20 protein-coding genes and 1 pseudogene are annotated in these 26,844 nt (G+C 71.6%); 14 read left to right on the top strand and 7 right to left on the bottom strand.

Features of this window, described 5'->3' with window-relative positions:
* Window positions 1–9 precede the first annotated feature (9 nt).
* From OG507_RS17115 to OG507_RS17100, 4 genes are all read left to right on the top strand, one after another.
* Window positions 10–795 (top strand): SDR family NAD(P)-dependent oxidoreductase, encoded by a 786-nt coding sequence (locus OG507_RS17115; protein ID WP_327368056.1) that lies wholly within the window; start codon window positions 10–12, stop codon window positions 793–795.
* A gap of 114 nt (window positions 796–909) precedes the next feature.
* The gene (locus tag OG507_RS17110) at window positions 910–2,037 is read left to right on the top strand and encodes an LLM class flavin-dependent oxidoreductase (protein ID WP_327368055.1); all 1,128 of its coding nucleotides are present in this window, start codon (window positions 910–912) and stop codon (window positions 2,035–2,037) included.
* Window positions 2,038–2,291: 254 nt separating this feature from the next.
* A complete protein-coding gene (locus OG507_RS17105) occupies window positions 2,292–4,037 on the top strand; it encodes an N-acyl-D-amino-acid deacylase family protein (RefSeq protein WP_327368054.1) in 1,746 nt (581 codons plus the stop codon).
* Complete coding sequence (locus OG507_RS17100) at window positions 4,034–5,497, top strand: aldehyde dehydrogenase family protein (protein WP_327368053.1); 1,464 nt, start codon at window positions 4,034–4,036, stop codon at window positions 5,495–5,497. The genes OG507_RS17105 and OG507_RS17100 overlap by 4 nt, the downstream gene beginning before the upstream one ends.
* Before the next feature lie 165 nt (window positions 5,498–5,662).
* Here the strand turns inward: OG507_RS17100 and OG507_RS17095 are convergent.
* The 3 genes and pseudogenes from OG507_RS17095 to OG507_RS17085 all read right to left on the bottom strand — a co-directional run.
* Window positions 5,663–5,800, bottom strand: a pseudogene (locus tag OG507_RS17095) (siderophore-interacting protein); the annotation flags it as partial.
* A 42-nt stretch (window positions 5,801–5,842) separates the two neighbouring features.
* Window positions 5,843–5,974 (bottom strand): zinc ribbon domain-containing protein, encoded by a 132-nt coding sequence (locus OG507_RS17090; RefSeq protein ID WP_327368052.1) that lies wholly within the window; start codon window positions 5,972–5,974, stop codon window positions 5,843–5,845.
* 23 nt (window positions 5,975–5,997) lie between these two features.
* Window positions 5,998–6,132: a hypothetical protein gene (locus OG507_RS17085; protein ID WP_327368051.1), complete on the bottom strand. Its 135-nt coding sequence runs from the start codon at window positions 6,130–6,132 to the stop codon at window positions 5,998–6,000.
* A 388-nt stretch (window positions 6,133–6,520) separates the two neighbouring features.
* On the opposite strand from OG507_RS17085, the gene OG507_RS17080 reads away from it, so the two are divergent.
* Entirely contained in the window at window positions 6,521–9,226 is a 2,706-nt protein-coding gene (locus tag OG507_RS17080) for a GNAT family N-acetyltransferase (RefSeq protein ID WP_327368050.1), read from the top strand.
* Between the two features lie 37 nt (window positions 9,227–9,263).
* On the opposite strand, the gene OG507_RS17075 is transcribed toward OG507_RS17080, so the two are convergent.
* Together OG507_RS17075 and OG507_RS17070 are read right to left on the bottom strand one after the other, a co-directional pair.
* Window positions 9,264–9,950 carry an endonuclease gene (locus OG507_RS17075; RefSeq protein WP_327372004.1) on the bottom strand — a complete coding sequence of 229 codons (687 nt, stop codon included), beginning with the start codon at window positions 9,948–9,950 and terminating at the stop codon, window positions 9,264–9,266.
* Window positions 9,951–9,958: 8 nt separating this feature from the next.
* Entirely contained in the window at window positions 9,959–10,603 is a 645-nt protein-coding gene (locus OG507_RS17070; protein WP_327368049.1) for a DNA polymerase ligase N-terminal domain-containing protein, read from the bottom strand.
* Window positions 10,604–10,798: 195 nt separating this feature from the next.
* Here OG507_RS17070 and OG507_RS17065 point away from each other — a divergent pair, with 195 nt between their 5' ends.
* On the top strand, window positions 10,799–12,133 hold the full coding sequence (locus OG507_RS17065; protein WP_327368048.1) for an MFS transporter: 1,335 nt from the start codon (window positions 10,799–10,801) through the stop codon (window positions 12,131–12,133).
* A 3-nt stretch (window positions 12,134–12,136) separates the two neighbouring features.
* On the opposite strand, the gene OG507_RS17060 is transcribed toward OG507_RS17065, so the two are convergent.
* The gene (locus tag OG507_RS17060) at window positions 12,137–13,627 is read right to left on the bottom strand and encodes a CehA/McbA family metallohydrolase (RefSeq protein ID WP_442811103.1); all 1,491 of its coding nucleotides are present in this window, start codon (window positions 13,625–13,627) and stop codon (window positions 12,137–12,139) included.
* A 225-nt stretch (window positions 13,628–13,852) separates the two neighbouring features.
* Here OG507_RS17060 and OG507_RS17055 point away from each other — a divergent pair, with 225 nt between their 5' ends.
* From OG507_RS17055 to OG507_RS17030, 6 genes are all read left to right on the top strand, one after another.
* The gene (locus tag OG507_RS17055) at window positions 13,853–14,698 is read left to right on the top strand and encodes an LLM class F420-dependent oxidoreductase (RefSeq protein WP_327368046.1); all 846 of its coding nucleotides are present in this window, start codon (window positions 13,853–13,855) and stop codon (window positions 14,696–14,698) included.
* A gap of 200 nt (window positions 14,699–14,898) precedes the next feature.
* Window positions 14,899–16,401, top strand: a complete 1,503-nt coding sequence (locus OG507_RS17050; protein ID WP_327368045.1) for an aldehyde dehydrogenase family protein — start codon at window positions 14,899–14,901, stop codon at window positions 16,399–16,401.
* 62 nt (window positions 16,402–16,463) lie between these two features.
* A complete protein-coding gene (locus OG507_RS17045; RefSeq protein WP_327368044.1) occupies window positions 16,464–18,011 on the top strand; it encodes a GMC family oxidoreductase in 1,548 nt (515 codons plus the stop codon).
* A complete protein-coding gene (locus tag OG507_RS17040; RefSeq protein WP_327368043.1) occupies window positions 18,011–19,192 on the top strand; it encodes a quaternary amine ABC transporter ATP-binding protein in 1,182 nt (393 codons plus the stop codon). The genes OG507_RS17045 and OG507_RS17040 overlap by 1 nt, the downstream gene beginning before the upstream one ends.
* Window positions 19,192–21,162, top strand: a complete 1,971-nt coding sequence (locus OG507_RS17035; RefSeq protein WP_327368042.1) for an ABC transporter permease — start codon at window positions 19,192–19,194, stop codon at window positions 21,160–21,162. Before OG507_RS17040 ends, OG507_RS17035 begins: the two co-directional genes overlap by 1 nt.
* 1 nt (window position 21,163) lies before the next feature.
* A complete protein-coding gene (locus OG507_RS17030) occupies window positions 21,164–22,126 on the top strand; it encodes an ABC transporter substrate-binding protein (protein ID WP_327368041.1) in 963 nt (320 codons plus the stop codon).
* Window positions 22,127–22,164: 38 nt separating this feature from the next.
* Here the strand turns inward: OG507_RS17030 and OG507_RS17025 are convergent, their stop codons facing one another.
* Window positions 22,165–22,932 (bottom strand): CDP-alcohol phosphatidyltransferase family protein, encoded by a 768-nt coding sequence (locus tag OG507_RS17025; protein ID WP_327368040.1) that lies wholly within the window; start codon window positions 22,930–22,932, stop codon window positions 22,165–22,167.
* A gap of 205 nt (window positions 22,933–23,137) precedes the next feature.
* On the opposite strand from OG507_RS17025, the gene OG507_RS17020 reads away from it, so the two are divergent.
* On the top strand, window positions 23,138–23,992 hold the full coding sequence (locus OG507_RS17020) for an NmrA family NAD(P)-binding protein (protein WP_327368039.1): 855 nt from the start codon (window positions 23,138–23,140) through the stop codon (window positions 23,990–23,992).
* Between the two features lie 155 nt (window positions 23,993–24,147).
* The gene (locus OG507_RS17015; RefSeq protein WP_327368038.1) at window positions 24,148–26,730 is read left to right on the top strand and encodes a bifunctional FO biosynthesis protein CofGH; all 2,583 of its coding nucleotides are present in this window, start codon (window positions 24,148–24,150) and stop codon (window positions 26,728–26,730) included.
* The last annotated feature ends 114 nt before the right edge of the window (window positions 26,731–26,844 follow it).

Genomic DNA, 26,844 nt, shown 5'->3' with positions numbered 1-26,844 from the left:
AGTCAGGCCATGGGAGAGCTGGACGGGCGGGTCGTGCTGATCAGCGGTGCGGCGCGCGGGCAGGGCGAGCAGGAGGCGCGGCTCTTCGCCGCGGAGGGCGCACGGGTGGTGATCGCCGATGTGCTGGACGAGCAGGGCGAGGCGCTGGCCAAGGAGCTGGGGGAGGACGTCGCCCGGTTCGTCCATCTGGATGTGAGCCGGGAGGAGGGCTGGCGGGCCGCCGTCGCCGCCGCGAAGGACGCCTTCGGCAGGATCGACGGGCTGGTCAACAACGCGGGGATTCTCCGGTTCAACGAGTTGGTGACCACGCCGCTGGAGGAGTTCCAGCAGGTGGTGCAGGTCAACCAGGTGGGCGCGTTTCTCGGGATCAAGAACGTCGCGCCCGAGATCGAGGCCGCGGGCGGCGGGACCATCGTCAACACCGCCTCGTACACGGGGCTCACGGGTATGGCCTTCGTGGGCGCGTACGCCGCCGCCAAGCACGCGGTGCTCGGTCTGACCAAGGTGGCGGCGGTGGAGCTGGCGGCAAAGGGGATACGGGTCAACGCCGTCTGCCCCGGGGCCGTGGATACCGCGATGACCAACCCGGCCGCGCTGGACCCGGCCGCGGACCCGGAGGAGTCCAGGGCCGCGGTGGCCCAGCTGTACAAGAAGCTCGTACCGCTGGGGCGGATCGGGCAGCCGGAGGAGGTGGCGGCCCTGGCGCTCTTCCTGACCTCGGACGACTCCTCGTACATCACCGGGCAGCCGTTCGTCATCGACGGGGGATGGCTGGCGGGCGTCAGCCTGTTCTGAGCGAGTGCCGAGCTGACGAGGTGTCAGGTATTGACGGGTCGGGCCGTCGGTGGAACAGTCGGTCGCATCACGATCTGACGGTGTGTCAGAAATGATTGAGGACGGTGAACCTCCTTGGAATTCGGGCTGTTTGTGCAGGGGTACGTGCCCGCCGCGCGTGCCGAGGTCGATCCCGAGGCGGAGCACAAGGCGCTGATCGAGGAGACCGAGTACGTCATCCAGGCGGACAAGTCCGGCTTCAAGTACGCCTGGGCCTCCGAGCACCACTTCCTGGAGGAGTACTCGCATCTCTCGGCCAACGACGTGTACCTGGGCTACCTCGCGCACGCCACCGACCGCATCCACCTCGGCTCCGGCATCTTCAACCCCCTCGCCCCCGTCAACCACCCCGTGAAGGTGGCCGAGAAGGTCGCCATGCTCGACCATCTGTCGGAGGGAAGATTCGAGTTCGGCTCGGGGCGCGGGGCCGGCAGCCACGAGATCCTGGGCTTCATGCCGGGCATCACCGACATGAACCACACGAAGGAACTCTGGGAGGAGACCATCGCCGAGTTCCCCAAGATGTGGCTCCAGGACGAGTACGTCGGCTTCCAGGGCAAGCACTGGTCGCTGCCGCCCCGCAAGATCCTGCCGAAGCCGTACGGGAAGTCGCACCCGGCGATGTGGTACGCGGCCGGGTCGCCGTCCTCGTACGCCATGGCCGGCAAGAAGGGGCTCGGCGTGCTGGGGTTCAGCGTGCAGAAGGTCTCCGACATGGAGTGGGTCGTCGAGTCGTACAAGACGGCCGTCAAGGACGCGGAGCCGGTCGGGGACTTCGTCAACGACAACGTCATGGTGACGTCGACGGCCATATGCGCCGAGACGCACGCGAAGGCCGTCGAGATCGCGGTGGGGGGCGGGCTCAACTACCTGCAGTCGCTGCTGTTCCGCTACCACGACACGTTCCCCCGGCCCGAGGGCATTCCCGAGTGGCCCGAGCTGCTCCCGGAGTACTCCGAGGAGATCATCGAGCTCCTGATCGCCGAGGAGCTGATGATCTGCGGCGATCCGGACGAGGTGCTGCGGCAGTGCAAGCGGTGGGAGCAGGCGGGGGCGGATCAGCTGAGCTTCGGGCTGCCGATCGGGATGAGTCGGCAGGACACGCTGAATTCGATCCGGCTGATCGGTGAGCATGTGATTCCGGAGATCGATACGGATCCTGTGCACAGGACCTCGCGGTTCCGGGGGGCGGCGGGGGCGTAGGGGGCGGGGTGCGGGTGCGGTGCGCCTGCGGCGGGCGTTGTCCCCTACCCGCCCCTTCCCGAACCGGGGCTCTGCCCCGGACCCCGCTCCTCAATCGCCGGAGGGGCTGGAATCGCCCCGGTGAGGCTGGATTTCGCGGCGGCGGGGCTGAAGACAGCGGCGTCTTCCCGGATCGCCGCTCTGTGGGGCCGGGGTGCGTACCGCGGTCGTGCGCACCCCGGCTGCATTTCCGTACAGGAAGAAGGGACCCCGTCATGCTCGACCACCTCATCCGCGGAGCGACCGTCGTGGACGGCGCCGGCGGACCCTCGTACCCCGCCGACGTCGGCCTCCGTGACGGCCGCATCGCCGTCATCGCCGAACCGGGCGCACTCACCGGGAAAGAGCAAGCCGTCACCACCGAGGACGCCACCGGCCTCGTCCTCGCTCCCGGCTTCGTCGACCCCCACACCCACTACGACGCCCAGCTCTTCTGGGACCCGTACGCCACCCCGTCCATGAACCACGGCGTCACCACCGTCGCCGGAGGCAACTGCGGATTCACCCTTGCCCCGCTCCACCCCGACCGGCCCGAGGACGCGGACTACACCCGTCGCATGATGTCCAGGGTGGAGGGCATGGCCCTCAAGGCCCTGGAGGAGGGCGTCGACTGGACCTGGTCCAGCTTCCGCGAGTACCTCGACGCCCTCGAAGGGCGGATCGCCGTCAACGCCGGGTTCATGGTCGGCCACTGCGCCCTGCGCAGACACGTCATGGGCGCCGACGCGATCGGCGGACAGCCCACCCCCGAACAGCTCGACGCCATGCTCGCGCTCTTCCACGACACGATGGACGCCGGAGCCTGGGGGCTGTCCACCACCCAGTCCTCCACCCACTCCGACGGCGACGGGCAGCCGGTCGCCTCCCGTCACGCGCTCCCCGAGGAACTCCTCGCCCTCGCCCGGGCCGTCGGTGAACACGAAGGCACCCAGCTCGAAGCGATCGTCGCGGGCTGCCTCGACCAGTTCTCCGACGAGGAGATCGACCTCCTCGTCGACATGACCGCCACCGCGGGACGGCCGCTGAACTGGAACGTCCTGACCATCGACGCCGCCGTCCCCGAACGCGTACCCCGCCAGCTGATACCCAGCGAACGCGCCCGCCGGGCGGGCGGGCGGATCGTCGCGCTCACCATGCCGATCCTCACCCCCATGAACATGTCGCTCGGCACCTTCTGCGCCCTCAACCTCATCCCCGGCTGGGGAGAGATCCTCTCCCTTCCTGTTCCCGAACGGATCGAGCGGCTCCGCGAGGCCGCCACCCGTGCCGAGATGCTCCGCCGCGCCCACAGCAAGGAGGCCGGTGTCTTCCGCCGCCTCGCCGACTTCGGCCGGTACGTCATCGGCGACACGTACAGCGCGGCGAACGAGGGCCTCAGCGGCCGCGTCGTGCGCGACATCGCCGCCGAACGCGGACAGGACCCCTTCCACTGCCTCGTCGAGATCTGCGCCGCCGACGGACTCCGTACGGTGCTGTGGCCCATGCCCACCGACAACGACCCCGACTCCTGGGCGCTGCGGCGCCGGACCTGGGAGCACGAGGACGTCATGCTCGGCGGCTCCGACGCGGGCGCGCACCTGGACCGGATGTGCGGCGCCCCGTACACCACCCGCTTCCTCGGCGACTGCCTGCGACGGCGCAAGCTCCTCCCTCTCGAACAGGCCGTCAAGATGCTCACCGACGACCCCGCCCGCCTCTTCGGGCTCCGCGACCGCGGCCGCGTCCAGGAGGGCTTCCACGCCGACCTCGTCCTCTTCGACCCCGAACGCATCGACGCCGGGCCGGCCACCCTCGTACACGATCTGCCCGGCGACAGCCCGCGCCTCGACTCCAGGGCCATCGGCATCGTGTCGGTCCGCGTCAACGGGGTGGAGACCCTGCGCGACGACAAGGTGACCGGCGCGGTCCCCGGCACGGTGCTCCGCTCCGGCCGCGACACCCGGACGGTGAGCACTGTATGAGCGACCGCAGCGGGCGGCTCTTCATCGGCGGACGGTGGACCGAACCCGACCACGGGCACTACGAGGTCGTCAACCCCGCCACCGAGGAGGTCGTCGGCCTCGCCCCCGAGGCGAGCCGCGAGCAGGTGTACGCGGCAGCGGCCGCGGCCCGCGAGGCCTTCGCCGCCTGGGCCCGTACCCGCCCCGAGGAGCGCGCCGCGATCCTCGACCGCGCCGCCGACCTCATGCAGCGCGACCTCACCGCCAACGCCGCACTCGCCGGGGCGGAGAGCGGCGCCACCACGGCAACGGCCAGGGGTATGCAGGTCGCCGTCGGCGCCGCCCGCTTCCGCCGGTACGCCAGGGGCGCCCTGGAACCGGTCGAGGAGGCCATCGCGCCACAGATCAACGAGGCCGGGCCGATGGGCCGGGCCGGTGTCTTCGGGGCGCTCGCCGTACGCCAGCCGGTCGGTGTCGTCACCTGCATCACCTCGTACAACAACCCCTGGGCCAACCCGGCCGGCAAGGTCGCCCCCGCGCTCGCCATGGGCAACACGGTCGTCGTGAAGCCCGCACCGCAGGACCCGCTCTCCGTCTACCGGATGGCCGAGGCGCTCGAAGAGGCGGGCGTTCCGGCGGGCGTCGTCAACGTCGTCACCGGATCGGGCCCCGGGGCGGGCGAGGCCGCCGTCGACTCACCGGACGTCGACATGGTCAGCTTCACCGGCTCCACGGCAGTGGGGCAGCGCATCGCCGAGGTGTGCGGGCGGGGGATGAAACGGCAACTGATGGAGCTGGGCGGGAAGGGGGCCGCCGTCGTCCTCGACGACGCGGACCTGGACTCCACGGCGGCGGGCATCGGCACCACGTTCTCCTTCTACAGCGGACAGATCTGTACGGCTCCGACCCGCGTCCTCGTCCAGCGCGCGGCCCACGACGCCCTGATCGAGAGGCTCACCGCGTACGCGGGCCGTCTGAAGGTGGGCGACCCGACGGACCGGTCCACCGTCGTCGGCCCGGTCATCTCCGCCGCCCACCGCGACCGCGTCGAGTCGTACATCGAACTCGGCCGGAAGGAGGGCGCGAGGATCGTCACGGGCGGCGAACGCCCGGTCGGCCTCGACCGGGGCTTCTATGTCGCCCCCGCCCTCCTCGCCGACTGCACCAACGACATGCGCGTCGTCCGCGAGGAGATCTTCGGCCCGGTCGTCGTGGTCGTCGTCTTCGACGACGAGGAGGAGGGCATCGCACTCGCCAACGACAGCGACTACGGACTGATCGACTACGTCTGGTCCTCGGATGTGGCACGAGCCTTCCGGGTGGCCCGGCGACTGCGCGCCGGAGGGGTCGGCGTGAACACCACCGGGCGGAACATGGAGGCCCCGTTCGGCGGGTTCAAGAAGAGCGGGGTCGGGCGCGACGTCGGCTCCTACGCCCTGCACGCGTACAGCGAAGTCCAGGCGATCGTCTGGCCGGGCTGAAGCGGGGCGCCCCAGACGGCCGTCGGCTCCGGATGCGGAGACGGCTCTCTCGCCCATCGGGATGAGGTGGACACCGGAGGGGCGACCCCTGCCCTGGTCAGGGCTGTCGGATCCCGGCGCAGTGTGCTCCGGGGGACCTCGACCCGGGCAAGGTTGCTCGCGCGGTGCGCGCTGGTGCGGTATGCCGCCCTGCTCGAACCAGATCCTGCCCCACATTGTCGGGTGCGTGCCGCAGGTCGCGGCGAGCAGCCCGCCGTCGGTGAGGTGCACCCGGTGGAAGGCCCCGGTCACGGTGAACGTCAACTTCTCGGCCGTGAACGGCCGAGCCTGTGCACTCGGTTCAGTTCACACCTTGTCGCGCTCCCGACTACCCCCTACGACGGGACGGTCACGGGTGGGCCGGTTGGCCCGCTCGGTGTGTCCGCAGCGCGGGCAGCGCTGCGAGGTGTAGGCCGGATCGACCTCCAGGAACGGCACCCCGGCCCGACGGGCTTTGTACCTCAGGTGCTGTCCGAGCTGTGGAACGGCCAGGAGGAGAGCGTGCCCTGCTGGTCGCGTCGAAGCCGTACCCGGTCCCGGATGCCGTCGAGTGCTTCGACGGCGATCCCTCGACCGGTGCGTTTCGCGACGGACACGATCTCTTTGGAGATCCTGTGGTTCACATGCGTGGCAAAACGCTGTTTCCTTCCCCGCGCGGCGGGCGAGACGGCGTTTCGCAGAACGGGTGCCCACCGCCTGGAGCTGAGCCCGCTTGCGGGCGTGCCACCTTCGGCAGCGGTTGAGGCGGCGGCCTTGGTAGTTGGTGGCGTCACTGGTGGTGGCGAGGTTGACGATGCCCCGGTCGACCCCGATGAAGTCGGCCGGTTCGACCACCTCGGGGTCCTTGAGGACAACGCCCTCCCAGCCGTGGCCCACAGCTGTCCCTCCCCGTCCGAAAGATTACTTTAGGTTAGGCTAACCTAAATTCTGGGGGCTTGGGAAGTCGAACGGACCGGCACGGACTGGCAAGGGGCGGAATACGGCATGCGTGGAACCATCTACCGGGACGGCTGGGGCATACCCCACCTCCGGGCGGGCAGTGCCCTCGAACTCGCCCGCGCCCAGGGCCGTAACGCCGCCCGGGACCGCGCCTGGCAGATCGAGGTCGAACGGCACCGGGTGCAGGGCAGCACGGCCGCGTTCCTCGGCGCCGACGCCGTCGACTGGGACCGGTTCGCCCGGCAGGCCCGGCTCGCCGACACCGCGCAGCGCTGCTTCGACCGTCTGGAGCGCGTCGCTCCGGAGGCCGCCGCATGGGTCGTCTCGTACGTCGACGGCGTCAACGAGGGCCTGGCCGAAGGGGCCCGCCCCGCACCGGAGTTCGCGGCCGCCGGGCTCGCCCCCGGACGGTGGGAGCCCTGGACCCCGCTGGGCGTCTGGCTCTCCACCCACATCCTGTTCGCGGGCTTCCCCGCCAAGCTCTGGCGCGAGGAGGTCGCCCGCCGGCTCGGCGACGGCGCGACGGAGCTCTTCGCCACCGACGGCCCCGGCACCTCCGGCTCCAACGGCTGGCTGCTGACCGGGGACCGCACCGCCACCGGGGCGGCGGTCATCGCGGGCGACCCGCACCGCTTCGTCGAGGACCCGGGCGTCTACCAGCAGATCCGGCTAGCCTGCCCCGAGTTCGACGTGGTGGGCCTCGCGGTTCCCGGCGTACCCGGCATCGCCCACTTCGGGCACACGGGCGGCGTCGCCTGGGCGATCACCAACGCGATGGCCGACTACCAGGACCTGTACCGGGAGCGGTTGCGGCGCACGGCGACGGGCGGGGTCGAGGCGTTCGGCCCCGAGGGCTGGGAGCCTGCCGCCGTCCACACCGAGACGATCGAGGTGGCGGGCGCCGGCCCGGTCACGGTCGAGATCATCGAGACCGAGCGCGGCCCGGTGATCATCGGCGGCCCGGACGGGGACGGCGGCGCTGGCGGTGACGCGGGTGGCATCAGTCTTCGTTACCCGCCCCGCGTCACCCATGAGTTGGGCTTCGAGGTGCTGCCCGCCCTGCTGCGGGCCCGTACCGTCGCCGATCTCGACACCGCCCTGGACCACTGGGCCGAGCCGGTCAACGTCGTCCTCGCCGCCGACACCGCGGGCGCCACCCTGCACCGGGTCGCCGGGCACGTCCCGCTGCGCCCGCGCGAGAACCGGCTGCGCGTCGTACCGGCCCACGATCCCGCGTACGCCTGGCGCGGCCGCCATGCGCCGATGCCCCGCGCCGGGGTCGAGGACGGTGCGGCCGTGATGGCCAACGCGCGTGGCCTCGCCTCCCCGCTCGGCGTCGAGTTCGCGCCCCCGCACCGGGAGGAGCGGATACGGGAGCTGCTCGGCCGGAGCGATCAGTGGTCCGCCAAGGGCATGGCGGACATCCACACCGACACCCGCCTCGCCTCCGCCGGCCCGCTGCTGGAGCTGCTGGCCGCGGCGACCGGTCTCGGCCCCGGGGCCACCCGTCTGCGGGACCGGCTCCTGCGCTGGGACCGGCACATGGAGGCCGACAGCACGGACGCCACGCTCTACGCGGCCGTGCGCGCCGATGTCGTCCACCGGCTGGCCGCCCACCCCGCCCTGGCCGCCCTCACCGGCTCCGCCGACCCGGCCGCCTCGCCCGCGTACCCGGCGATGTTCCGCCCCTGGCTGGCCGCGCTGCCGAGGATCGCGTACGCCCTGGAGACCCTGCTGACGCACGGGCCGCTGCCGCACGCCGACCGGATGGCGGCCGTCGCCGCGGCGGCGGAGGCGGTGGCGGCCCGGTATCCGCAGGACGACGCCCCGCCGCGGCCCTGGCGCGAGGTGCACCGGCTGGCGCCCTGGCAGGCGCTGCCCGGCGAGGACCCGGACGCCGACTGGCCGGGCCTCGCAGGTGACCACGACTGCGTGCTGTCCACCTCCAGCGTCCCCGGCATCACCGACCGGTTCGCCCGCGGTCCCGCCGCCCGCTACGTCTGGGACCTGGCCCGCCGTGAGGACAGCCTGTGGGTGGTCCCGTTCGGGGCGTCCGGGGTCCGCGGCGAGGCCCATCACCGTGACCAGCTGCCGCTGTGGGCAGAGGGCGGGCTCGCGCCCGTGGTCATGGACTGGAACAAACTGCACCGAACGGAAGAGAGACCCGAGATGGCCGCCGACCCCGCCGTGAGCGCGGTGCGCACCCCCGTCCACGAGCAGGAGATCCCCGGATTCGGGACCGTCCGCCTCGTGCCCGTGGACCCCGCCGCGGACCTCGACGTGATCCACGGCTGGGTCACCGAGGAGCGCGCCCGCTTCTGGGGCATGGGCGGCGCGAGCCGCGAAGAGGTCCTGGAGACCTATGAGTTCCTGGACTCGCTCACCACGCACCACGCCTATCTGGCCGTGCGCGAGGGCGTTCCGGTCGCCCTCTTCCAGACGTACGAACCGGCCGCCGACCCGATCGCGGACTGCTACGACGTCCAGCCCGGCGACTTCGGCGTCCACCTCCTGATCGGCCCCGGCGACACCGCCGAACACGGCTACACCGGCGCCCTGCTCTCGGTGCTCATCACCTACGTCTTCAGCGACCCGGCGCACCTGCGGGTCGTCGTGGAACCGGACGTCCGCAACGAGAAGGCCGTCGCGCGGATGGTCCGGGCAGGCTTCGAACTCGGCCCGGAGATCGACAAGCCGGAGAAGCGGGCCCGCCTGGCGTTCCTGAGCCGGGCGACTGTGGTGGGGGCGTAGGGGGGCCGGGGCCCGGGAGGCGGGGCGCCGGGTCCTCTCAGGCCTGCGCCTCGACGTCGTCCACGACGTGCTTGTCCAGCGCGGCGCGCACCAGGGCCGCCGCGAGTGTCGCCGGGCCGTGGTCGGCAAGATGTCCGGACTCCCCGGCGGGCTCCGCCTGCTCTGCTTGTTCCGCCAGGCGTACGAGCTTTGCCGGGGAGGCGGGCAGCCCCAGGTTCTCGGCGCCCTGGAGTGCCTTTCCGTCCAGGAACGGTGCCGTCTCCGGCCATACGGCCTGCACTTCGCGTACGAAGATGTCCGCACCGGCCGGTCCCACGCCCGGGGTCCTGCGCAGACCGGACCGCAGGATGTCGAGGTCGCCGTCGGCCTCCCCGCGCAGTCGCCGCAGGTCGCCGCCGTACTCGAAGAGCAGGAGCTCCGCCCCGTCGCCGAGCTGGGTGGCGGTCCGTTCGTCGTAGCGCCGGTAGCCGCCCTCGCCCAGGGCGTCGACGCGCTGCTGCCAGGTCGCCCCGATCATCCGGTCGGGGGACCGCAGTCCGTGGGCGAACAGTGCGCGTGCCGCCGCCACCGCCACGGATGCCCGGATGCGGGCGCTCAACAGGTCGCTGAGGACGAGGAGTTGGTAGAGCGGCTGCGGTGCGTTCCGCAGCCTGATACCGGCCTCTGCGGCATATGTGGTGCCGTAGCGGCTGAGCAGGACCTCCACGGTTCTGCGGTCGGTCACGGTCGCGGTCACGAAGGCCTGCCCCCTTCCTCGGCGGCGACCTGCTGCAGCGTGCGCCCCGTACGGGCCGAACGGGCCAGGTACGGATCCGGGGTCTCCGGCCCGTCATGGGTGGCGCGCCCGTTCTTGGCCTTGATCAGCAGCCAGATCTCCTCGCCTGGGGCGTCGCCCTCGCCGCGTCCCTTGAAGCGGGTGAGGGCGAACTCGCCGTGCAGCTTGGTGCCGTCGAGCCAGAAGGTCGCGTGCCCGTTCTCCAGGGACTGCTCGAACGGCACGGGCGCGCCCCAACGGTCGTGGCTGAGCGGGCGATACGTGCCCTGGTCCCAGACGATCACCGTGCCGCCGCCGTACTCGCCCTTCGCGATGACTCCCTCGAACGTGCGGTACTCCAGCGGGTGGTCCTCCGTGGGGACCGCCAGCCGTCGCTCGCGCGGGTTCTCCGACGGCCCGCGCGGGACCGCCCATGACTTCAGCACGCCGCCGACCTCCAGCCGGAAGTCGAAGTGCATGCGCCGCGCCTGGTGGATCTGGACGACGAAGCAGGGCGCCGCGCCCGTGCGCCCGCCGTCCCCGTACGGCTCCGCGGTCGCGTCGAAGTGCCGTTTGCCGCGGTAGTTCCGGAGCCGGTCGTCGTTTTCGCCGGTCACATCCATCCGGATACCTCCTCCGGCAGCCCCGCCCGGTGTCCTCCTTCCACTGTGACGCCCCCGGCCGCGAAGCGCACAGGGACGGGCGGGCGGTATCTCGACATCAAGTATCTTGACATCGAGATGACTTCTCCGGCAAGGTCCTCCCTGGTCTTTGATCCATTGATCTCCTGGTGTCGAGATATGTCATGGGGGCGTGCTATGCGGCGCGGCAAGGGGAACGGGGAGCCGGCGAAGGGCGGACGGGGGAAACGAGGGCTGCTGGCCCAACTGCGCAACCCACCGGGCGGCCGCAACGCGCGCATCATGCTGCTCGCCCTGGCCGTGGACCGCACCGGATCGGGGCTGTGGGCCGCGTCCTCGGTCCTGTATCTCACCTTCGTGACGCAGCTGAGCGCCCAGCAGACCGGTGTGCTGCTGGGCGCGGCCGGGGTCGCGGGCATCGCGGGTTCACCGCTGGCCGGGCGGCTGGCCGGCCGCTTCCCGGTGCGTCCGCTGCTGATCGGCTGCCATCTGCTCCGCCTGGTGACGCTCGCCCTGGTGCTGGTGTGCGGCGGCTTCGACGCGCTGCTGCCCGTCGTCGCCGTCACGTATCTGGGGGACAGGGCGGCGAAGACGCTGGAGATGCTGTTCGCCACCCGGACCGCCGGCGAGCGGCGCGCCGCCTATCAGGCGCTGTCCCGCAGCGCGGCCAACGCGGGCTACGCCCTCGGCGCGGGGATCGCGGCCATCGGCCTGGCCGTGGGGACCGACGCCGCCTACCGGGCGCTGATCCTGGGCAACGCGCTGTCCTTCGTCGTCGCCGCTGCGCTGGTGTGGCGTACGCAGGAGCCGCGGGAGACGAGCACCGTGGTGGCCGGTGCGCCGACGGCCGCGGACGGGAAGCGGCCGCCGGTCCGCCCGGCCGGCCCGTGGCGGGACCGCGGCTATCTCACGTTCGTACTGCTGGACATCCCGATGAACCTCGACGACTCGATCCTCAACGTCGGCCTGCCGCTGTGGCTGGTGAACCGCACCTCCGCGCCGCACGCCCTCGTCCCGGCATTCCTGATCATCAACACCGTGATGGTCGTGGTGCTGCAGATCAGTGTGTCGGCGCGGGCCGAGGGCCCGCACCGGGCCACCCGGGCGGTGCTGCTGTACGGGGCCATGGTGTTCACGTGCTGCGGGTTCCTGGCCGCGGCCACCCGGGGCGGGACCTGGGTGGCCACGGCCGTCCTGCTCGCCGCGGCCCTGGTGGTCACCCTGGCGGAACTGATGCGGTCGGTGAGCTCCTGGGAGCTGGCGGTCCTCCTCGCGCCCCCGGACGCCCGCGCCGAGTATCTGGGCGTGGCCGGGATGTCCCAGTCCATCCAGAAGTCCGCCGGGCCGCCGCTGCTGACCGGTGTGGTGATGGCGGCGGGACCGGCGGGCTGGCTGGTGCTGGGCGCGCTGGTCGCGGGCCTCTCGGCCGTACAGCGACGAGCCTGTGCTCGACGGCTCCGTACCCTTTCGGCATCCGCGCCGGCGAGGGCCGCCCCCGTACCCGCGCCCTGATCCTCAGCCCTCCAGGAACACCGGATTGGTGAGCGCCGCCAGCGCGCCCGGCAGGCCCGGCACCGTCGCCGGGTGGCGGACCTCGGCCCGTACGTAGGCGGCGTAGACCGGCGTCGTACGCCACTGCACCGTCCCCGTTCCCGACTCCGGCAGCGTGGCCGTGAACAGCGTGCCCTGGTCGGTGACGAAGTGCGCGGTGCAGCCCGGAGCCCCGGTCACCTCCAGCCGTACGGTGACCGGGGCGTCGTCCCCGTCCACCCGCAGCCGCTCACCGATCCCCGCGTGCCGGCCGCGCCCGCCCGAGGCGCCGAAGGACAGGGTGATGTCGCGGGACTCGGCGATGTACGAGTGCCCGGCCCGGATTCCGTCCGTGATGGCCTCGCGCGACAGCTCCTCGGCGAGGACGACGGTCTGCGGGAGCCCCACCTTGTCCGGCTCCCGGTGCGCGTCGCTGTTGCCCATCGCCGGAACCCACGGCTTCGACGTACGGACCGCGGCCACAAGGGAGTTGTCCCACTCGGCCAGGGCGATCTCGTCCTCCGGGGTGTACGCCCCGTTCCACACCTCCACCGCATCCGCCTCGCCGAAGCCGAACTTCCAGTGGCAGCCGATGCAGGTGGCGTGCGGATGCGCGGGCACGACCAGGCCACCGGCCCGGCGCACCGCCTTCGCGTAGTGCCCGAAGCGGTTGTCACGGGCCCGGTAGCGCCAGTCGACGAACGTGCCCGGGTCGGTGGCGAGCGCGATCACATGCCCGTTGCGGGTGGTGACCTCCTCGCCCGTCAGGACGAGCAGATCGTCGCCCCACAGCCCGCCCCACGCGCCGTGCGCGGAGTACGTGTTGTGCTCACTGCTGTTGATGAAGTCGAGCCCGGCCGCGCGTGCGGCGGCGGCGATCTCCGCCGGGGTGCGCCTGCCGTCGGAGTGGACGGAGTGCAGGTGGCAGTCCCCGCGGTACCAGGCGCGCCCGCGCCCCTTCGCGCGTTCCGGCGGATACACCGGCTTCGGCGTGGACCCGGTGGGCCCGAAGCGCAGGGTGATCGTCACCTCGTACGGGAGTCCCTCCGGGGCGACGGTGTACGGCCCGAGGGCGATGTTCCAGGTCCCGGCCCGTACCGGACCCGCGATGTAGCCGGGCGTCGCCTCGTCCGCGCGGATGAAGAAGCCGGTGCGCGCCCCGCCGGACCAGCCCCGGAACCCGCGCCCGCCCAGCTCCGTGCCGCGCTCGTCGAAGATGCCGATGTCGAGGGCGTTGCCCTGCGTCCCGGCCGGGACGGGCGTCTTCTCGTACGTGTACGAGACGGCTATCTCCCTTACCCCGCGCGGCACTTCGACCGGCAGGTACACATAGTCGGGCGACCCGGTCGGCAGAGTGCCGCGCACGGTCGTGGTCCGGTCCGGGGCGCCGTCCCCGGTCGCGGCGTCGGCGAAGCTCACAGTGCCCAACGTTAGAGCGGTGGCGGCCGTCCCGACGAGAAGGCCGCGCCTGGCCATCGGGTGGCCGTGGGCGGATTGCGATGCGGACATACGAATGGCTCCCCGGGGTGTGGTGACTGGTGAGAGGTGACATACCCGACCCTGGCCGGGGGCCGTGAACTCCGGGGAAACGGCGGGCGGCACGACCGGGGCCCGGACAACCGCGCGTCCGGGCACTCGGCTTTCCGCACCGCACGGCATACCTTGGGGCCCTCACCGGACCACGACGGAGGTGTCCTCTACATGCGGATCGCCACAACGATCTTCCTCACCGATGAGACGATCACGCCGCTGCGGCTCGCCCACGAGCTCGAACAGCGCGGGTTCGCCGGGCTCTACCTGCCCGAGCACACCCACATCCCGGTGAGCAGGGACACCCCCTACCCGGCGGGCGGCGAACTCCCGCCCGAGTACGGCCGCACCCTCGACCCCTTCGTCGCCCTCGCCCAGGCCGCCGCGGTCACCGAACGCCTCGCCCTCGGCACCGGCATCACCCTCATCGCCCAGCACGACCCGATCGACCTGGCGAAGCAGATCGCCACCCTCGACCATCTCTCCGGCGGCCGCTTCACGCTGGGCCTGGGCTTCGGCTGGAACGTCGAGGAAGCCGCGGACCACGGCGTGAACTGGTCGACGCGCCGGGAGCTCGGCCGCGACCGGATGGCCCTGATGCGCGCTCTGTGGTCGGAGGAACCGACGGCGTACGACGGCGAGTTCGGCTCGGTCCGCGCCAGCCACGCGCACCCGAAGCCGGTCCAGAAGCCCCGCGGCCCGGTGAACGGCCCCCGCACCCTGATCGGTGGCGCGGCGGGCCCGAAGCTGTTCGCGCACATCGCCCAGTACGCGGACGGCTGGCTCCCGATCGGTGGCCGGGGCCTGACGGAGTCCGTACCGAAGCTCCGCGAGACCTGGGAGTCGGCGGGCCGAGACCCGAAGCAGCTCCAGGTGGTCCTGTACGCGGTGCTCCCGAGCCCGGGGAAGCTGGCGCACTACGCGGACCTGGGCATCGAGGAGGTCGTCCTCCAGCTGCCCCCGGCGGGGGAGCCGGAAGTGCTGCGGGTGCTGGACGCGTACGCGGAGTATCTGTAACCGCACTCCGTATTCGTACCCGTAGGGGGGCGTTTCGGGCCTATTGCCCGTACGCATGGTGACCCAGAGCACTTCCGGCCACGGATTGTGCATGCTTTCCGCGCCCCAGGGCAGGGGCTTTCGACGTCGCGGGCTCTTTGGAAAAAGGGAGATCCGGCGGCGCTCGGGGGACTGACCGGGAACGGAAGGCAAAACGGGACGTGTCTGAACAGCAGAGCATTTACGTGGACGGAAAGTGGCGCCGCGCCGCCTCCGGAGCCACGCGCGAAATTCTCGACCCCGCGGATGCCCAACCGTTCGCGCTGATCGCCGAGGGCGGTGCAGAAGACGTGGACGCCGCGGTCGCCGCCGCGCGCCGCGCCTTCGACGAAGGGCCATGGCCCGGGACGCCCGTCGCCGAGCGCGCCGCGCTACTGCGCCGCGTCGCCGATCTCCTCGTACGCGACCGGGAGAAGATCGGCCGGCTCGAAAGCCGCGACGCGGGCAAGACCGTGGAGGAGGGGCGCATCGATGTCGACTGCGTCGCCGATTCCTTCCGGTACTTCGCCGACCTGGTCGTGGGCGAGGGCGGCGGGCGCGTCGTCGACGCCGGGTCCGACGAGATCCACAGCGTCGTCGTGCACGAGCCCGTGGGGGTCTGCTCCCTCATCACGCCATGGAACTACCCGCTCCTCCAGGCGAGTTGGAAGGTCGCCCCGGCCCTCGCCGCGGGCAACACCTTTGTCGTCAAGCCGAGCGAGATCACGCCGCTGACGACCGTGGTCCTCATCGAGCTCCTCGAAGAGGCGGGGCTTCCCGCTGGTGTCGCCAATATCGTGACCGGGCCCGGCCATTCCGTCGGCGCGCGCCTCGCCGAGCACCCGGACGTCGATCTCGTCTCCTTCACCGGCGGGCTCGTCAGCGGCACGAAGGTCGCGCGGGCCGCGGCCGCCGACGTGAAGAAGCTCGCCCTCGAACTGGGCGGGAAGAACCCGAATGTCGTGTTCGCGGACTCGTGCGGGACCGAGGCCGGGTTCGACACCGCCGTCGACCAGGCACTCAACGCCGCCTTCATACACAGCGGGCAGGTCTGCTCCGCCGGGTCCCGGCTCATCATCGAGGAGTCCGTGCGCGAACGCTTCGTCGCCGAACTCGCCCGGCGCGCCCGGAAGATCAGGCTCGGCCGCGGCGACGGGGACGGAGTGGAGTGCGGTCCCCTCGTCTCCGCGCAGCAGCGCGAGAAGACCGAGGCGTACGTCGCCTCCGCGCTCGCCGAGGGCGCCGTCCTGCGCTCCGGCGGCAAGCGGCCCGAGCCGAATGAAGTGCGCCCCGCCACCGGGTACTTCTACGAGCCGACCGTTCTCGACCGGTGCCACCGCGAGATGCGGGTCGTGCGTGAGGAGGTCTTCGGGCCCGTCCTGACCGTCGAGACGTTCCGGACCGAGGACGAGGCCGTCGCCCTCGCCAACGACACCGAGTACGGCCTCGCCGGCGCCGTCTGGACCGCCGACGCGGGACGCGCCCGGCGCGTCGCAGGGCGGCTGCGCCACGGCACCGTATGGATCAACGACTTCCACCCCTATCTCCCGCAGGCGGAGTGGGGCGGCTTCGGGAAGAGCGGGATCGGACGCGAGCTGGGCCCGGCAGGGCTCGCCGAGTACCGGGAGACCAAGCACGTGTACCAGAACCTGGCGCCGAAGCCGGTGCGGTGGTTCGCGGGCTGAGCGCGCCCGCGCCCCCGCCCCGTACGACCGGCTCATCACGCGCAGAACCTTGGAGTCAACGCATGTCCGAATACGAGAGCGTGCACGAAAACGCGTACGACTACGTCATCGTCGGCGGCGGCACCGCCGGGTCCGTCATCGCGTCCCGGCTGACCGAGAACCCCGACGTCACCGTCGCCGTCATCGAGGGCGGGCCGAGCGACATCGACCGGGACGACGTCCTGACCCTGCGCCGCTGGCTCGGCCTCCTCGGCGGCGAACTCGACTACGGCTACACGACCACCGAACAGCCGCGCGGCAACTCGCACATCCTGCACAGCCGCGCCAAGGTGCTCGGAGGATGCTCGTCGCACAACACGCTCATCTCGTTCAAGCCGCTGCCGGGCGACTGGGACGAGTGGGCCGCGGCCGGCGCCGAGGGCTGGGACCACAAGGCGATGGACCCGTACTTCGGCAGGCTGCGCAACAACATCGTGCCGGTCGACGAGAAGGACCGGAACGCCATCGCCCGGGACTTCGTGGAAGCCGCGCGGACCGCGACCGGCGTGCCGCGCGTCGACGGGTTCAACAAGGCCCCCTTCAAGGACGGCGTCGGCTTCTTCGACCTCGCGTACCACCCGGAGAACAACAAGCGCTCCTCCGCCTCGGTCGCGTATCTGCACCCCCACATGGAGGCGGGCGACCGGCCCAACCTGACTCTCCTGCTGGAGACATGGGCGTACAGGCTGGAGCTGGACGGCCCGCGCGCGCGTGGAGTCCGCGTACGGACGAAGGACGGAAGCGAGTCGCTCGTCGTCGCGCGGCGCGAGGTCGTCGTGTGTGCGGGCGCCGTCGACACGCCCCGGCTGCTCCTGCACTCCGGCATCGGCCCCAGGGCCGACCTGGAGGAGCTCGGGATTCCCGTCGTGCACGACCTGCCCGGCGTCGGCGAGAACCTGCTCGACCACCCCGAGTCCGTGATCGTGTGGGAGACGGACGGGCCGATCCCCGACAACTCCGCCATGGACAGCGACGCGGGTCTCTTCGTGCAGCGCGACCCCGGGGCGAGCGGGCCGGACCTGATGTTCCACTTCTACCAGATCCCGTTCACCGACAACCCGGAGCGCCTCGGCTACGAGAAGCCCGAGCACGGGGTGTCGATGACGCCGAACATCCCCAAGCCGCGCAGCCGCGGCCGCCTCTTCCTGACCAGCGCCGACCCGGAGGAGAAGCCAGCCCTCGACTTCCGCTACTTCACGGACGAGGACGACTACGACGGGCGGACCCTGGTCGACGGCATCAGGATCGCCCGCGAGATCGCGAGGACTGAACCGCTCGCCGGCTGGCTCGGGCGCGAGGTGTGCCCGGGGCCCGATGTCGTGGGCGACGAAGAGCTCGGCGAGTACGCACGGAAGGCCGCACACACCGTGTACCACCCCGCGGGTACCTGTCGCATGGGTGCGAAGGGTGACGAACTCGCTGTCGTCGACCCGGAGCTGAGGATTCGGGGACTCGAAGCGATCCGCATCGCCGACGCGTCCGTCTTCCCGACGATGCCGGCGGTGAACCCGATGATCGGGGTGCTCATGGTCGGGGAGAAATGTGCCGAGCTGCTGGGCGGTGAGGCGTGATGAGTACGGACGCAGAGGTGACGGTCGAGGCGGACGCGCAGATGAGTCCGCCCGTGTTCTCGGTGCGCAACCTGTGGAAGGTCTTCGGGCCGAAGGCCGACCGCGTGCCGGGCGACCCGGAGCTCGCCGCTCTGGGCGCCGCCGAGCTGCGCACCCGCACCGGGTGCACCGCCGCCGTGCGCGATGTCGGTTTCGATGTGCGCAGGGGCGAGGTCTTCGTCGTCATGGGCCTCTCCGGCTCCGGCAAGTCCACCCTCGTACGCTGTCTGACCCGCCTCATCGAGCCGACCTCCGGAGACATTTCCATCGACGGCGAGGACGTCCTCGGCATGGACAAGGGGCGGCTTCGCCGACTGCGGCGCCACCGTGCCGCCATGGTCTTCCAGCACTTCGGACTGCTGCCGCACCGGTCCGTGCTCGACAACGTCGCGTACGGGCTCGAAATCCAGGGCGTGGGGCGCGCCGAGCGGCGCGCCAGGGCGGCGGAGGTCGTCGCCAAGGTGGGCCTGGAAGGGCTTGAACAGCGGCGTCCCGGGCAGCTGTCCGGTGGTCAGCAGCAGCGCGTCGGACTCGCGCGTGCCCTCGCGGTCGACCCCGAAGTGCTGCTGTTCGACGAGCCGTTCAGCGCACTGGACCCGCTGATCCGGCGCGATATGCAGGAGGAGGTCATCCGGCTCCACCGCGAGGAGGGCCGGACCATGGTCTTCATCACGCACGACCTGAACGAGGCGCTGCGGCTCGGCGACCGGATCGCGCTCATGCGCGACGGCCGGATCGTGCAGCTGGGCACGTCCGAGGAGATCGTGGGCTCGCCCGCCGACGACTACGTACGCGAGTTCGTACGGGACGTGCCGCGCGAGCAGGTCATGACCGTGCGCCGGGCGATGCGGCCCGCAGGCGCCGACGAGGCGGGGCGCGGTCCCGCCGTCGCGGCCGGCGCGACCGTGTCGGAGGCGATCGAGGCGGTCGCCAGGACCGGGTTCGCGGCTCGGGTGATGGACGAGGGCCGGTGCCTGGGGGTCGTGGACCATGCGCGGCTGCTGAGGGTGGTGGCGGGGGCGGAGTTCGGTTCGGCGGCTGATTCCGGTTCGGGCTCCGACGGTGGTGTTTCTGCTGATGCCGGCTCCGGCGCGGGCGATGTACCCGCGCCCGCGGTGTCGCCGGGTGAGGAGGTGGCCTGATGGCTGCCGTCGGTACCGCCCCCGCGGCGGGCACCACCCCGCGCCTTGCCGCCCTCCTGCGCAATCACGCCCTGGGCAAGCTCCTGCTGCTGGCCGTGGTGGCATCCGTCCTCGTGCCGGTCCTCCACGCCAAGTGGGCGAGCGGGAGCTGGCCTGACGCACTCACCGTCGACCTGTCCGAGCCGCTCGGCAGAACCAGCGACTGGATCATCGACAACCGGGACAGCCACCCGCTGTTCCTCCACTTCTTCGGCCACATCAGCAACGCCGTCGTCGTCTGCGTGCGCGCCGTTTACCTGGTGCTGCTCGCCGCAGGCTGGGCCGGTGTCACTGCCGCGGCCGGGCTCGTGGCCTGGCGTGTCGCGGGCCTGCGGCTCGCGGCGGCGGCCGTCGTCGCGTTCCTCGCCTGCGGCTGGCTCGGCATGTGGGTGCCGACCATGCAGACCCTGGCGCTGATGGTCGTCACCGTCCTCGTCTCGGTCGTGCTCGGCGTGGTCCTCGGGCTGGCGGCCGGGCTGTCCGACCGTACGTACCGGGCGCTGCGTCCCGTCCTGGACACCATGCAGGTGCTGCCGGCCTTCGCGTATCTGCTGCCGGTCGTCCTCGTGTTCGGCATCGGTGTCCCCGCGGCCGTCCTCGCGACCGTCGTCTACGCCGCCCCGCCGATGGCCCGCCTGACCGCACTCGGTCTGCGCGGCGCCGACGGAGGCGTCATGGAAGCCGTCGCCTCGATCGGTGCGACCGCGAGGCAGCGGCTGCTGACGGCCCGGCTCCCGCTCGCCCGTAAGGAGCTCCTCCTCGGGCTCAACCAGACGATCATGATGGCGCTCTCGATGGCCGTCATCGCGTCGGTGATCGGCGCGGGCGGTCTCGGTGACCGCGTGTACCAGGCGCTGGCCTCCGTGGACGTCGGCGCGGCCCTCGCGGCCGGCATCCCGATCGTGCTGCTCGCCGTGATCCTGGACCGTACGACGGGTGCGGCGGGGGAGCGCCTCGGCGCCGCCGAGCCCGACGGCCGCCGTCTGCACGGCCTGCACGGCTGGGGGGCCGCCGCCGTCCTCGCGGCCGCTGTCGCCCTCGTTGCCCGCTTCGCCGGCCGGCTCGACTGGCCCGGCTCCTGGAGCGCGGACATCGCGGACCCGGTCAACGAGGCCGTCGGCTGGATGACCGACCACCTCTACTCCGGCGTCCCCTACATCGGCGGAACGGCCGACTGGGCCGGTCACTTCACCACCTGGGTCCTCGACCCGGTGCGCGACGGCCTGCAGGGGCTGCCCTGGTGGTCCGTGCTCCTCGTCGTCGCCGCGCTCGCCTGGCTGATCGGCACGTGGCGGACCGCGCTGACCGCCGTACTCGCCATGGCCGCGACCGGTGTCCTCGGCGTATGGAAGCCGTCGCTCGACACGCTGTCGCAGGTACTCGCCGCCGTCGCCGTGACGCTGGTCGTCGGCTTCGCGGCCGGGATCGCGGCGGCGCGCAGCGAGCGGCTCGAACGGCTGCTCCGCCCCGTGCTCGACGTCTTCCAGACGATGCCGCAGTTCGTGTATCTGATCCCGGTGGTCGCGCTCTTCGGCGTAGGCCGCGCACCGGCGGTCGCCGCCGCGGTCGTCTACGCACTCCCGGCCGTCATCCGCATCACGACGCAGGGCCTTCGCCAGGTGGACGGAGCCGCGCTGGAGTCCGCGCGGTCGATGGGGGCGACCAGCGGTCAGCAACTGCGTCAGGTCCAGCTGCCGCTGGCCCGCCCCGCTCTGCTGCTCGCCGTCAACCAGGGGGTCGTCCTCGTCCTCGCCGTCGTGATCATCGGCGGTCTGGTGGGCGGTGGTGCGCTCGGATACGAGGTCGTCCTCGGCCTCGCACAGGGCGACCTGGCGACCGGGCTCGTGGGCGGCGCGGCGATCGTGTGTCTGGGTCTCATGCTCGACCGGGTCACCCAGCCGACCGGGCGCCGTACGAAGAAGGGAGCGTGACATGCGCGCACGCAGGATGACCATGGGGCTCGCGGCCGCGGGCACCCTCCTGGTGACGACCGGTTGCGGCGCCGCCGACATGACCGAGCAGTCGTCGCCGTACGCCAATGCCCGGGGCGCGAAGACGGTGACCCTGTCCGTCCAGTCCTGGGTCGGCGCGCAGGCCAATGTCGCCGTCGCGGAGTATCTGCTCAAGCACGAGCTCGGCTACCGCGTCGACACCGTGCAGGTCGACGAGGTCCCGGCCTGGGACGCGCTCAGCCAGGGCCGCGTCGACGCGATCATGGAGGACTGGGGCCACCCCGACCAGGAGCAGCGCTACGTCAAGGACAAGAGGACGATCGTGAACGGCGGCGACCTCGGCGTCACCGGACACATCGGCTGGTTCGTCCCGACGTACTTCGCGAAGCGGCACCCGGACGTCACCGACTGGAAGAACCTCAACAAGTACGCGTCACAGCTGCGCACCGCGGAGAGCGGCGGCAAGGGGCAGTTGCTGGACGGCTCCCCGTCGTACGTCACGAACGACAAGGCCCTGGTCGGCAACCTGAAGCTGGACTACCAGGTCGTCTTCTCCGGTTCCGAGGCCGCGCAGATCACCCAGATCAAGCAGTTCGCCAAGGCCCAGAAGCCGTTCCTGACGTACTGGTACCAGCCGCAGTGGCTGTTCAAGAAGGTGCCGATGACGGAGGTGAAGCTGCCCGCGTACAAGGAGGGCTGCGACGCCGACCCGGAGAAGGTGGCCTGCGCCTATCCGAATACGCCGCTGCAGAAGTACCTCAACGCGGACTTCTCGAAGAGCGGCGGCGAGGCCGCCGCCTTCCTGAAGAACTTCGAGTGGACGACCGAGGACCAGAACGAGGTCTCCCTGCTCATCGCCGACCGGAAACTGTCGCCGGCCGAGGCGGCGAAGAAGTGGCTCGACGGGCATGAGTCCACGTGGCGGTCCTGGCTTGCGAAGTAGCCGCGGCAAAGGCGCCGAAGGCGCCGGGCGGCCGCCGGTCAGCGAAGGCGCGAGGAGGACAGGATCGAGGCCAGGTGCGCCACGACCATGACCCACGTGATGGCCGCGATCGCCAGCACCGTCGCCTGGGTCGCCCCGATGCCGCCGACGAACAGGTCGACCACGGCGACCACCAGCAGGACGAGGGATGCCTCGATGCCGTTGGTGATCCGGTGGATCTTGAAGGCCGAGGCCAGACGGCGGGCCGAGGCGAGCCCCTCCGAGCGGGGCCGGGTCGCCTCGTCGTCGGCGACCGGCAGACCGCGGCGGTGGCGTGCGACGTCCACGAGGTCGGTGGACGCCTTCAGCAGGACGACTCCGAGTGCCGCGGCGAGCCCCACCGACACCCAGAGGTCCGAGGAGCCGTGCGCCGCCCGGAACCCCGCCCCGATCATGAGCGCGGCGTCGGCCAAGTAGGCGCCCAGCCGGTCGACATAGATGCCCGTCGCGCTGTTCTGCCCCCGCCAGCGGGCCACTTCGCCGTCCACGCAGTCGAAGAGCAGGAACAGCTGGAAGAGCACCGCCGCGAGCACGGCCCCTGTCAGGCCGGGTATGAGGAGTGCGAAGCCGGACGCCACGCCGCACACCACCATCGTCCAGGTCAGGGCATCGGGCGTCACCCGGGTACGCACGAGCTGCCGGGTGGTCCGCAGGGAGATCCGCCGCATGTACATGCGGCCCGCCCAGTGCTCTCCGTTACGGCTCGCAAGCTTCGCGTTCGGCTGGCAGACCTCACGCAGCTCTTCCAATGCCGGAGCACTCGTCATGACGTTCCTTCACCCACCTGTCCCATCGGCCCAGCAGTGATCACCACAGGGTAGAGACCCCGCTCGGGCGGACCGACAGGAGGTGCGATCCATCGGCCCGCGCGGCCTTCGGGGGCTTCCCGGGGGCTCCCCGTGTACTCGCGGTGGCAGGTCGGGCCGCCGCTGGGGCAGGATGGACCCATTGCCCCCCGACCAGGGAGAACCCATGTCCATCGCGGTACTCGGCGCGACCGGCGGCCAGGGCGGCGCGGTGGCCGCCGCCCTTCTTGAGGCGGGGCGTGCCGTGCGCGCCGTGGTGCGTGATCCCGGCAGCGGGCGGGCCAGGGCGCTGGTGTCGGCCGGGGCGGAGGTCGTCCCCGGGGATCTGTTCGACGCGGACTCGCTCGCCGAGGCGTTCCGGGGCACGACGGCCGCGTACGCCGTCACCACGCCGTTCCAGGACGGTCTGGACGCCGAGGTCGCCCAGGGCGCGGCGATCGTACGGGCCGCCGAGGCGGCCGCCCTGCCGCATCTGGTGCTGGCCTCCGTCGCCAGTGCGGACCGCGGCACCGGCATCCCGCACTTCGAGACCAAGGCCAGGACCGAGGAACTGCTCGCCGCCTCCGGACTCCCGGCGACGGTGGTGGCGCCGAGCTACTTCTACGACAACGCGCTGGGCGCGCTGGACGAGGTCGCCGCGGGCATCCTCACCATGCCGCTCTCCGGCGACACCCCGCTCCAGCAGGTGGCACGGCAGGACCTCGGCCGGGTCGTGGCCGCGGTCGTGGCCGATCCGGACCGGTGGATCGGGCAGCGGATCGAGGTGGCGGGCGACGATCCCACACCGGTCCGGATGGCCGCGGAGATCGGACGGGCAGCGGGCGGCACGGTGGCGTTCCGGCAGACATCGCTGGAGGATCTGCGCACGGTCAGTCCCGACATGTTCGCGATGTACAACTTCCTGGAGGGCACGGGATACCAGGTGGACCTGGAGGCGCTGCGCGCGCAGTTCCCCGATGTCCCCTGGACTTCGTACGCGGCCTGGGCGGACACCCAGGAATGGCCGACGCCCCGCGTGTGACGTCACGCAGGGCGCGCGGGTGACGGGGTCCTGTCCTCGAACGCCGGACGGGCGGATGAGGCAGGTCGCCTGCGCCGGGTCCTGCGGCCCAGGCGCCCCGCCGCTGCCCCGGAGTCGCCGGTCCGGGTCGCGCGCGCCGCTCGTATGCTCGGTCCATGACCGATCCTCAGCGCGGACGTCCGACCACCAACTCCATGCGGCGCGCCCTCAAGCGGGCCCGCGACGGTGTCGCTCTCGATGTGACCGAGGCCGCCGTTCTGCTCCGGGCGCGAGGTGACGACCTGACGGATCTCGCCGCCTCGGCCGCCCGGGTGCGCGACGCCGGCCTCGAAGCCGCCGGCCGGCCGGGGGTCATCACGTACTCCCGCAAGGTCTTCATCCCGCTGACCCGGCTCTGCCGCGACAAGTGCCACTACTGCACCTTCGTCACCGTCCCCGGCAAGCTCAGGCGCGCCGGCCACGGGATGTTCCTGTCGCCCGACGAGGTGCTGGACATCGCCCGCAAGGGCGCGGCCATGGGCTGCAAGGAAGCGCTGTTCACCCTCGGCGACCGGCCCGAGGACCGCTGGCCCGAGGCGCGGGAGTGGCTGGAGGCCGAGGGGTACGACGACACCCTCGCGTACGTACGCGCCATGGCGATCCGGGTACTCGAAGAGACCGGACTCCTTCCGCATCTCAACCCCGGCGTGCTGACCTGGACCGACCTCCAGCGCCTCAAGCCCGTCGCCCCGTCCATGGGCATGATGCTGGAGACGACGGCCACCCGTCTGTGGTCCGAGCCGGGCGGCCCGCACCATGGCTCCCCGGACAAGGAACCCGCCGTACGCCTGCGCGTCCTCGAAGACGCGGGCCGCTCCAACGTCCCGTTCACGACCGGCATCCTGATCGGGATCGGCGAATCGTACGAGGAGCGCGCCGACTCCCTCTTCGAACTGCGCAAGACGGCCCGCGCCTACCACGGCATCCAGGAAGTCATCGTCCAGAACTTCCGCGCCAAGCCGGACACGGCGATGCGCGGCATGCCGGACGCCGAGCTGGAGGAGCTGGCCGCGGCCATCGCCGTCGCCCGGCACATCCTCGGCCCGTCCGCCCGCATCCAGGCCCCGCCGAACCTCGTCGACGCCGAGTACGCGCTGCTCATCGGCGCGGGCATCGACGACTGGGGCGGCGTCTCCCCGCTGACGCCCGACCATGTGAACCCCGAACGCCCATGGCCCCACATCGACGAACTGGCCGCAAGGACGGCCGAGTCGGGCTTCACGCTCCGCGAACGCCTCACCATCTACCCGGAGTTCATCCGGCGCGGCGAGCCCTGGCTCGACCCCCGCCTCCTCCCGCACGTCCGCGCCCTCGCCGACCCGGAGACGGGCCTCGCGAAGGAGGGCGCGATCCCCGCCGGTCTGCCCTGGCAGGAGCCCGACGAGGAGTTCGGCGCCACCGGCCGCACCGACCTGCACCACACCATCGACACCGAGGGCCGCACCGGTGACCGCCGCGAGGACTTCGACGAGGTGTACGGGGACTGGGAGGCCCTGCGCGAGGCGGCCACCCCCGGCATGGTCCCCTCCCGCATCGACGCCGACGTGCGCCAGGCACTGAGCCGGGCTGCCGACGACCCGACGAGGCTCACCGACGACCAGGCCCTCGCCCTGCTCCACGCGGACGGCCCCGCGCTCGACGAACTGTGCCGGATCGCGGACACCCTGCGCCGTGACGTGGTCGGTGACGACGTCACCTACATCGTCACCAGGAACATCAACTTCACCAACGTCTGCTACACCGGCTGCCGCTTCTGCGCCTTCGCCCAGCGGCGCACCGACGCCGACGCGTACACCCTGTCCGTGGCACAGGTCGCCGACCGCGCCGCGCAGGCGTGGGACGTCGGCGCGGTCGAGGTCTGCATGCAGGGCGGCATCCACCCGGACCTGCCCGGCACCGCGTACTTCGACATCGCGCGGGCGGTGAAGGAACGCGTCCCCGGCATGCACGTCCACGCCTTCTCGCCGATGGAGGTCGTCAACGGCGCGACCCGCACCGGCATGTCCATCCGCGACTGGCTGACCGCCGCGAAGGAGGCCGGACTCGGCTCGATCCCCGGCACGGCGGCCGAGATCCTGGACGACGAGGTCCGCTGGGTCCTCACCAAGGGCAAGCTGCCCACGGCGACCTGGCTGGAGGTCATCAGGACCGCCCACGAGGTGGGCCTGCGCTCCTCGTCGACGATGATGTACGGCCATGTCGACCAGCCCCGGCACTGGCTCGGCCACCTCAGGACCCTGGCCGGCCTCCAGCAGGAGACGGGCGGCTTCACGGAGTTCGTCACCCTCCCCTTCATCCACACCAACGCCCCGGTCTATCTGGCAGGCATCGCCCGCCCCGGCCCGACCGACCGCGACAACCGCGCCGTCACCGCCATGGCCCGGCTGCTGCTCCACCCGCACATCACCAACATCCAGACCAGCTGGGTCAAGCTCGGCACGGAGGGCGCGGCGCAGATGCTGCGCTCGGGCGCCAACGACCTGGGCGGCACGCTGATGGAGGAGACCATCTCCCGTATGGCGGGCTCCGGTTACGGTTCGTACCGCTCCGTCCAGGACCTCGTCGCGATCGCCGAGCTCGCGGGCCGCCCGGCGAAGCCGCGTACGACCCTGTACGGAGAGGTCCCCGAGGAGCGGATCGCGGCGGCCGCCGCATCCGACGGCCACCTTCCGGAGCTGCTGCCGGTGCTGCCGGGCTGAACGGACCGGCATGGGGTCCGACCGGTCAAAAACGACCTGCGGGACGTCCGTCCACATACCCCCGCTTACCCGATTTCGCCCCCTCAGCCGTCCGTTGCCGTTCGATTACAGTGC

Origin of the sequence: Streptomyces sp. NBC_01217 (assembly GCF_035994185.1) — a bacterium.
Classification (GTDB): domain Bacteria; phylum Actinomycetota; class Actinomycetes; order Streptomycetales; family Streptomycetaceae; genus Streptomyces.
Note: the sequence above shows the minus strand (reverse complement) of the source record. Positions and strands in the feature narration are given on the sequence as shown.

Bases quoted from the DNA above. Each gene is read 5' to 3' on its own strand.
- OG507_RS17105 (WP_327368054.1), top strand. From the start codon at position 2,292: ATGCTCGACCACCTCATCCGCGGAGCGACCGTCGTGGACGGCGCCGGC.
- OG507_RS17070 (WP_327368049.1), bottom strand. From the start codon at position 10,603: ATGGATGTGACCGGCGAAAACGACGACCGGCTCCGGAACTACCGCGGC.
- OG507_RS17015 (WP_327368038.1), top strand. From the start codon at position 24,148: ATGACCGATCCTCAGCGCGGACGTCCGACCACCAACTCCATGCGGCGC.
- OG507_RS17100 (WP_327368053.1), top strand. From the start codon at position 4,034: ATGAGCGACCGCAGCGGGCGGCTCTTCATCGGCGGACGGTGGACCGAA.
- OG507_RS17020 (WP_327368039.1), top strand. From the start codon at position 23,138: ATGTCCATCGCGGTACTCGGCGCGACCGGCGGCCAGGGCGGCGCGGTG.
- OG507_RS17060 (WP_442811103.1), bottom strand. From the start codon at position 13,627: ATGGCCAGGCGCGGCCTTCTCGTCGGGACGGCCGCCACCGCTCTAACG.
- OG507_RS17025 (WP_327368040.1), bottom strand. From the start codon at position 22,932: ATGACGAGTGCTCCGGCATTGGAAGAGCTGCGTGAGGTCTGCCAGCCG.
- OG507_RS17115 (WP_327368056.1), top strand. From the start codon at position 10: ATGGGAGAGCTGGACGGGCGGGTCGTGCTGATCAGCGGTGCGGCGCGC.
- OG507_RS17045 (WP_327368044.1), top strand. From the start codon at position 16,464: ATGTCCGAATACGAGAGCGTGCACGAAAACGCGTACGACTACGTCATC.
- OG507_RS17035 (WP_327368042.1), top strand. From the start codon at position 19,192: ATGGCTGCCGTCGGTACCGCCCCCGCGGCGGGCACCACCCCGCGCCTT.
- OG507_RS17055 (WP_327368046.1), top strand. From the start codon at position 13,853: ATGCGGATCGCCACAACGATCTTCCTCACCGATGAGACGATCACGCCG.
- OG507_RS17040 (WP_327368043.1), top strand. From the start codon at position 18,011: ATGAGTACGGACGCAGAGGTGACGGTCGAGGCGGACGCGCAGATGAGT.
- OG507_RS17065 (WP_327368048.1), top strand. From the start codon at position 10,799: ATGCGGCGCGGCAAGGGGAACGGGGAGCCGGCGAAGGGCGGACGGGGG.
- OG507_RS17080 (WP_327368050.1), top strand. From the start codon at position 6,521: ATGCGTGGAACCATCTACCGGGACGGCTGGGGCATACCCCACCTCCGG.
- OG507_RS17030 (WP_327368041.1), top strand. From the start codon at position 21,164: ATGCGCGCACGCAGGATGACCATGGGGCTCGCGGCCGCGGGCACCCTC.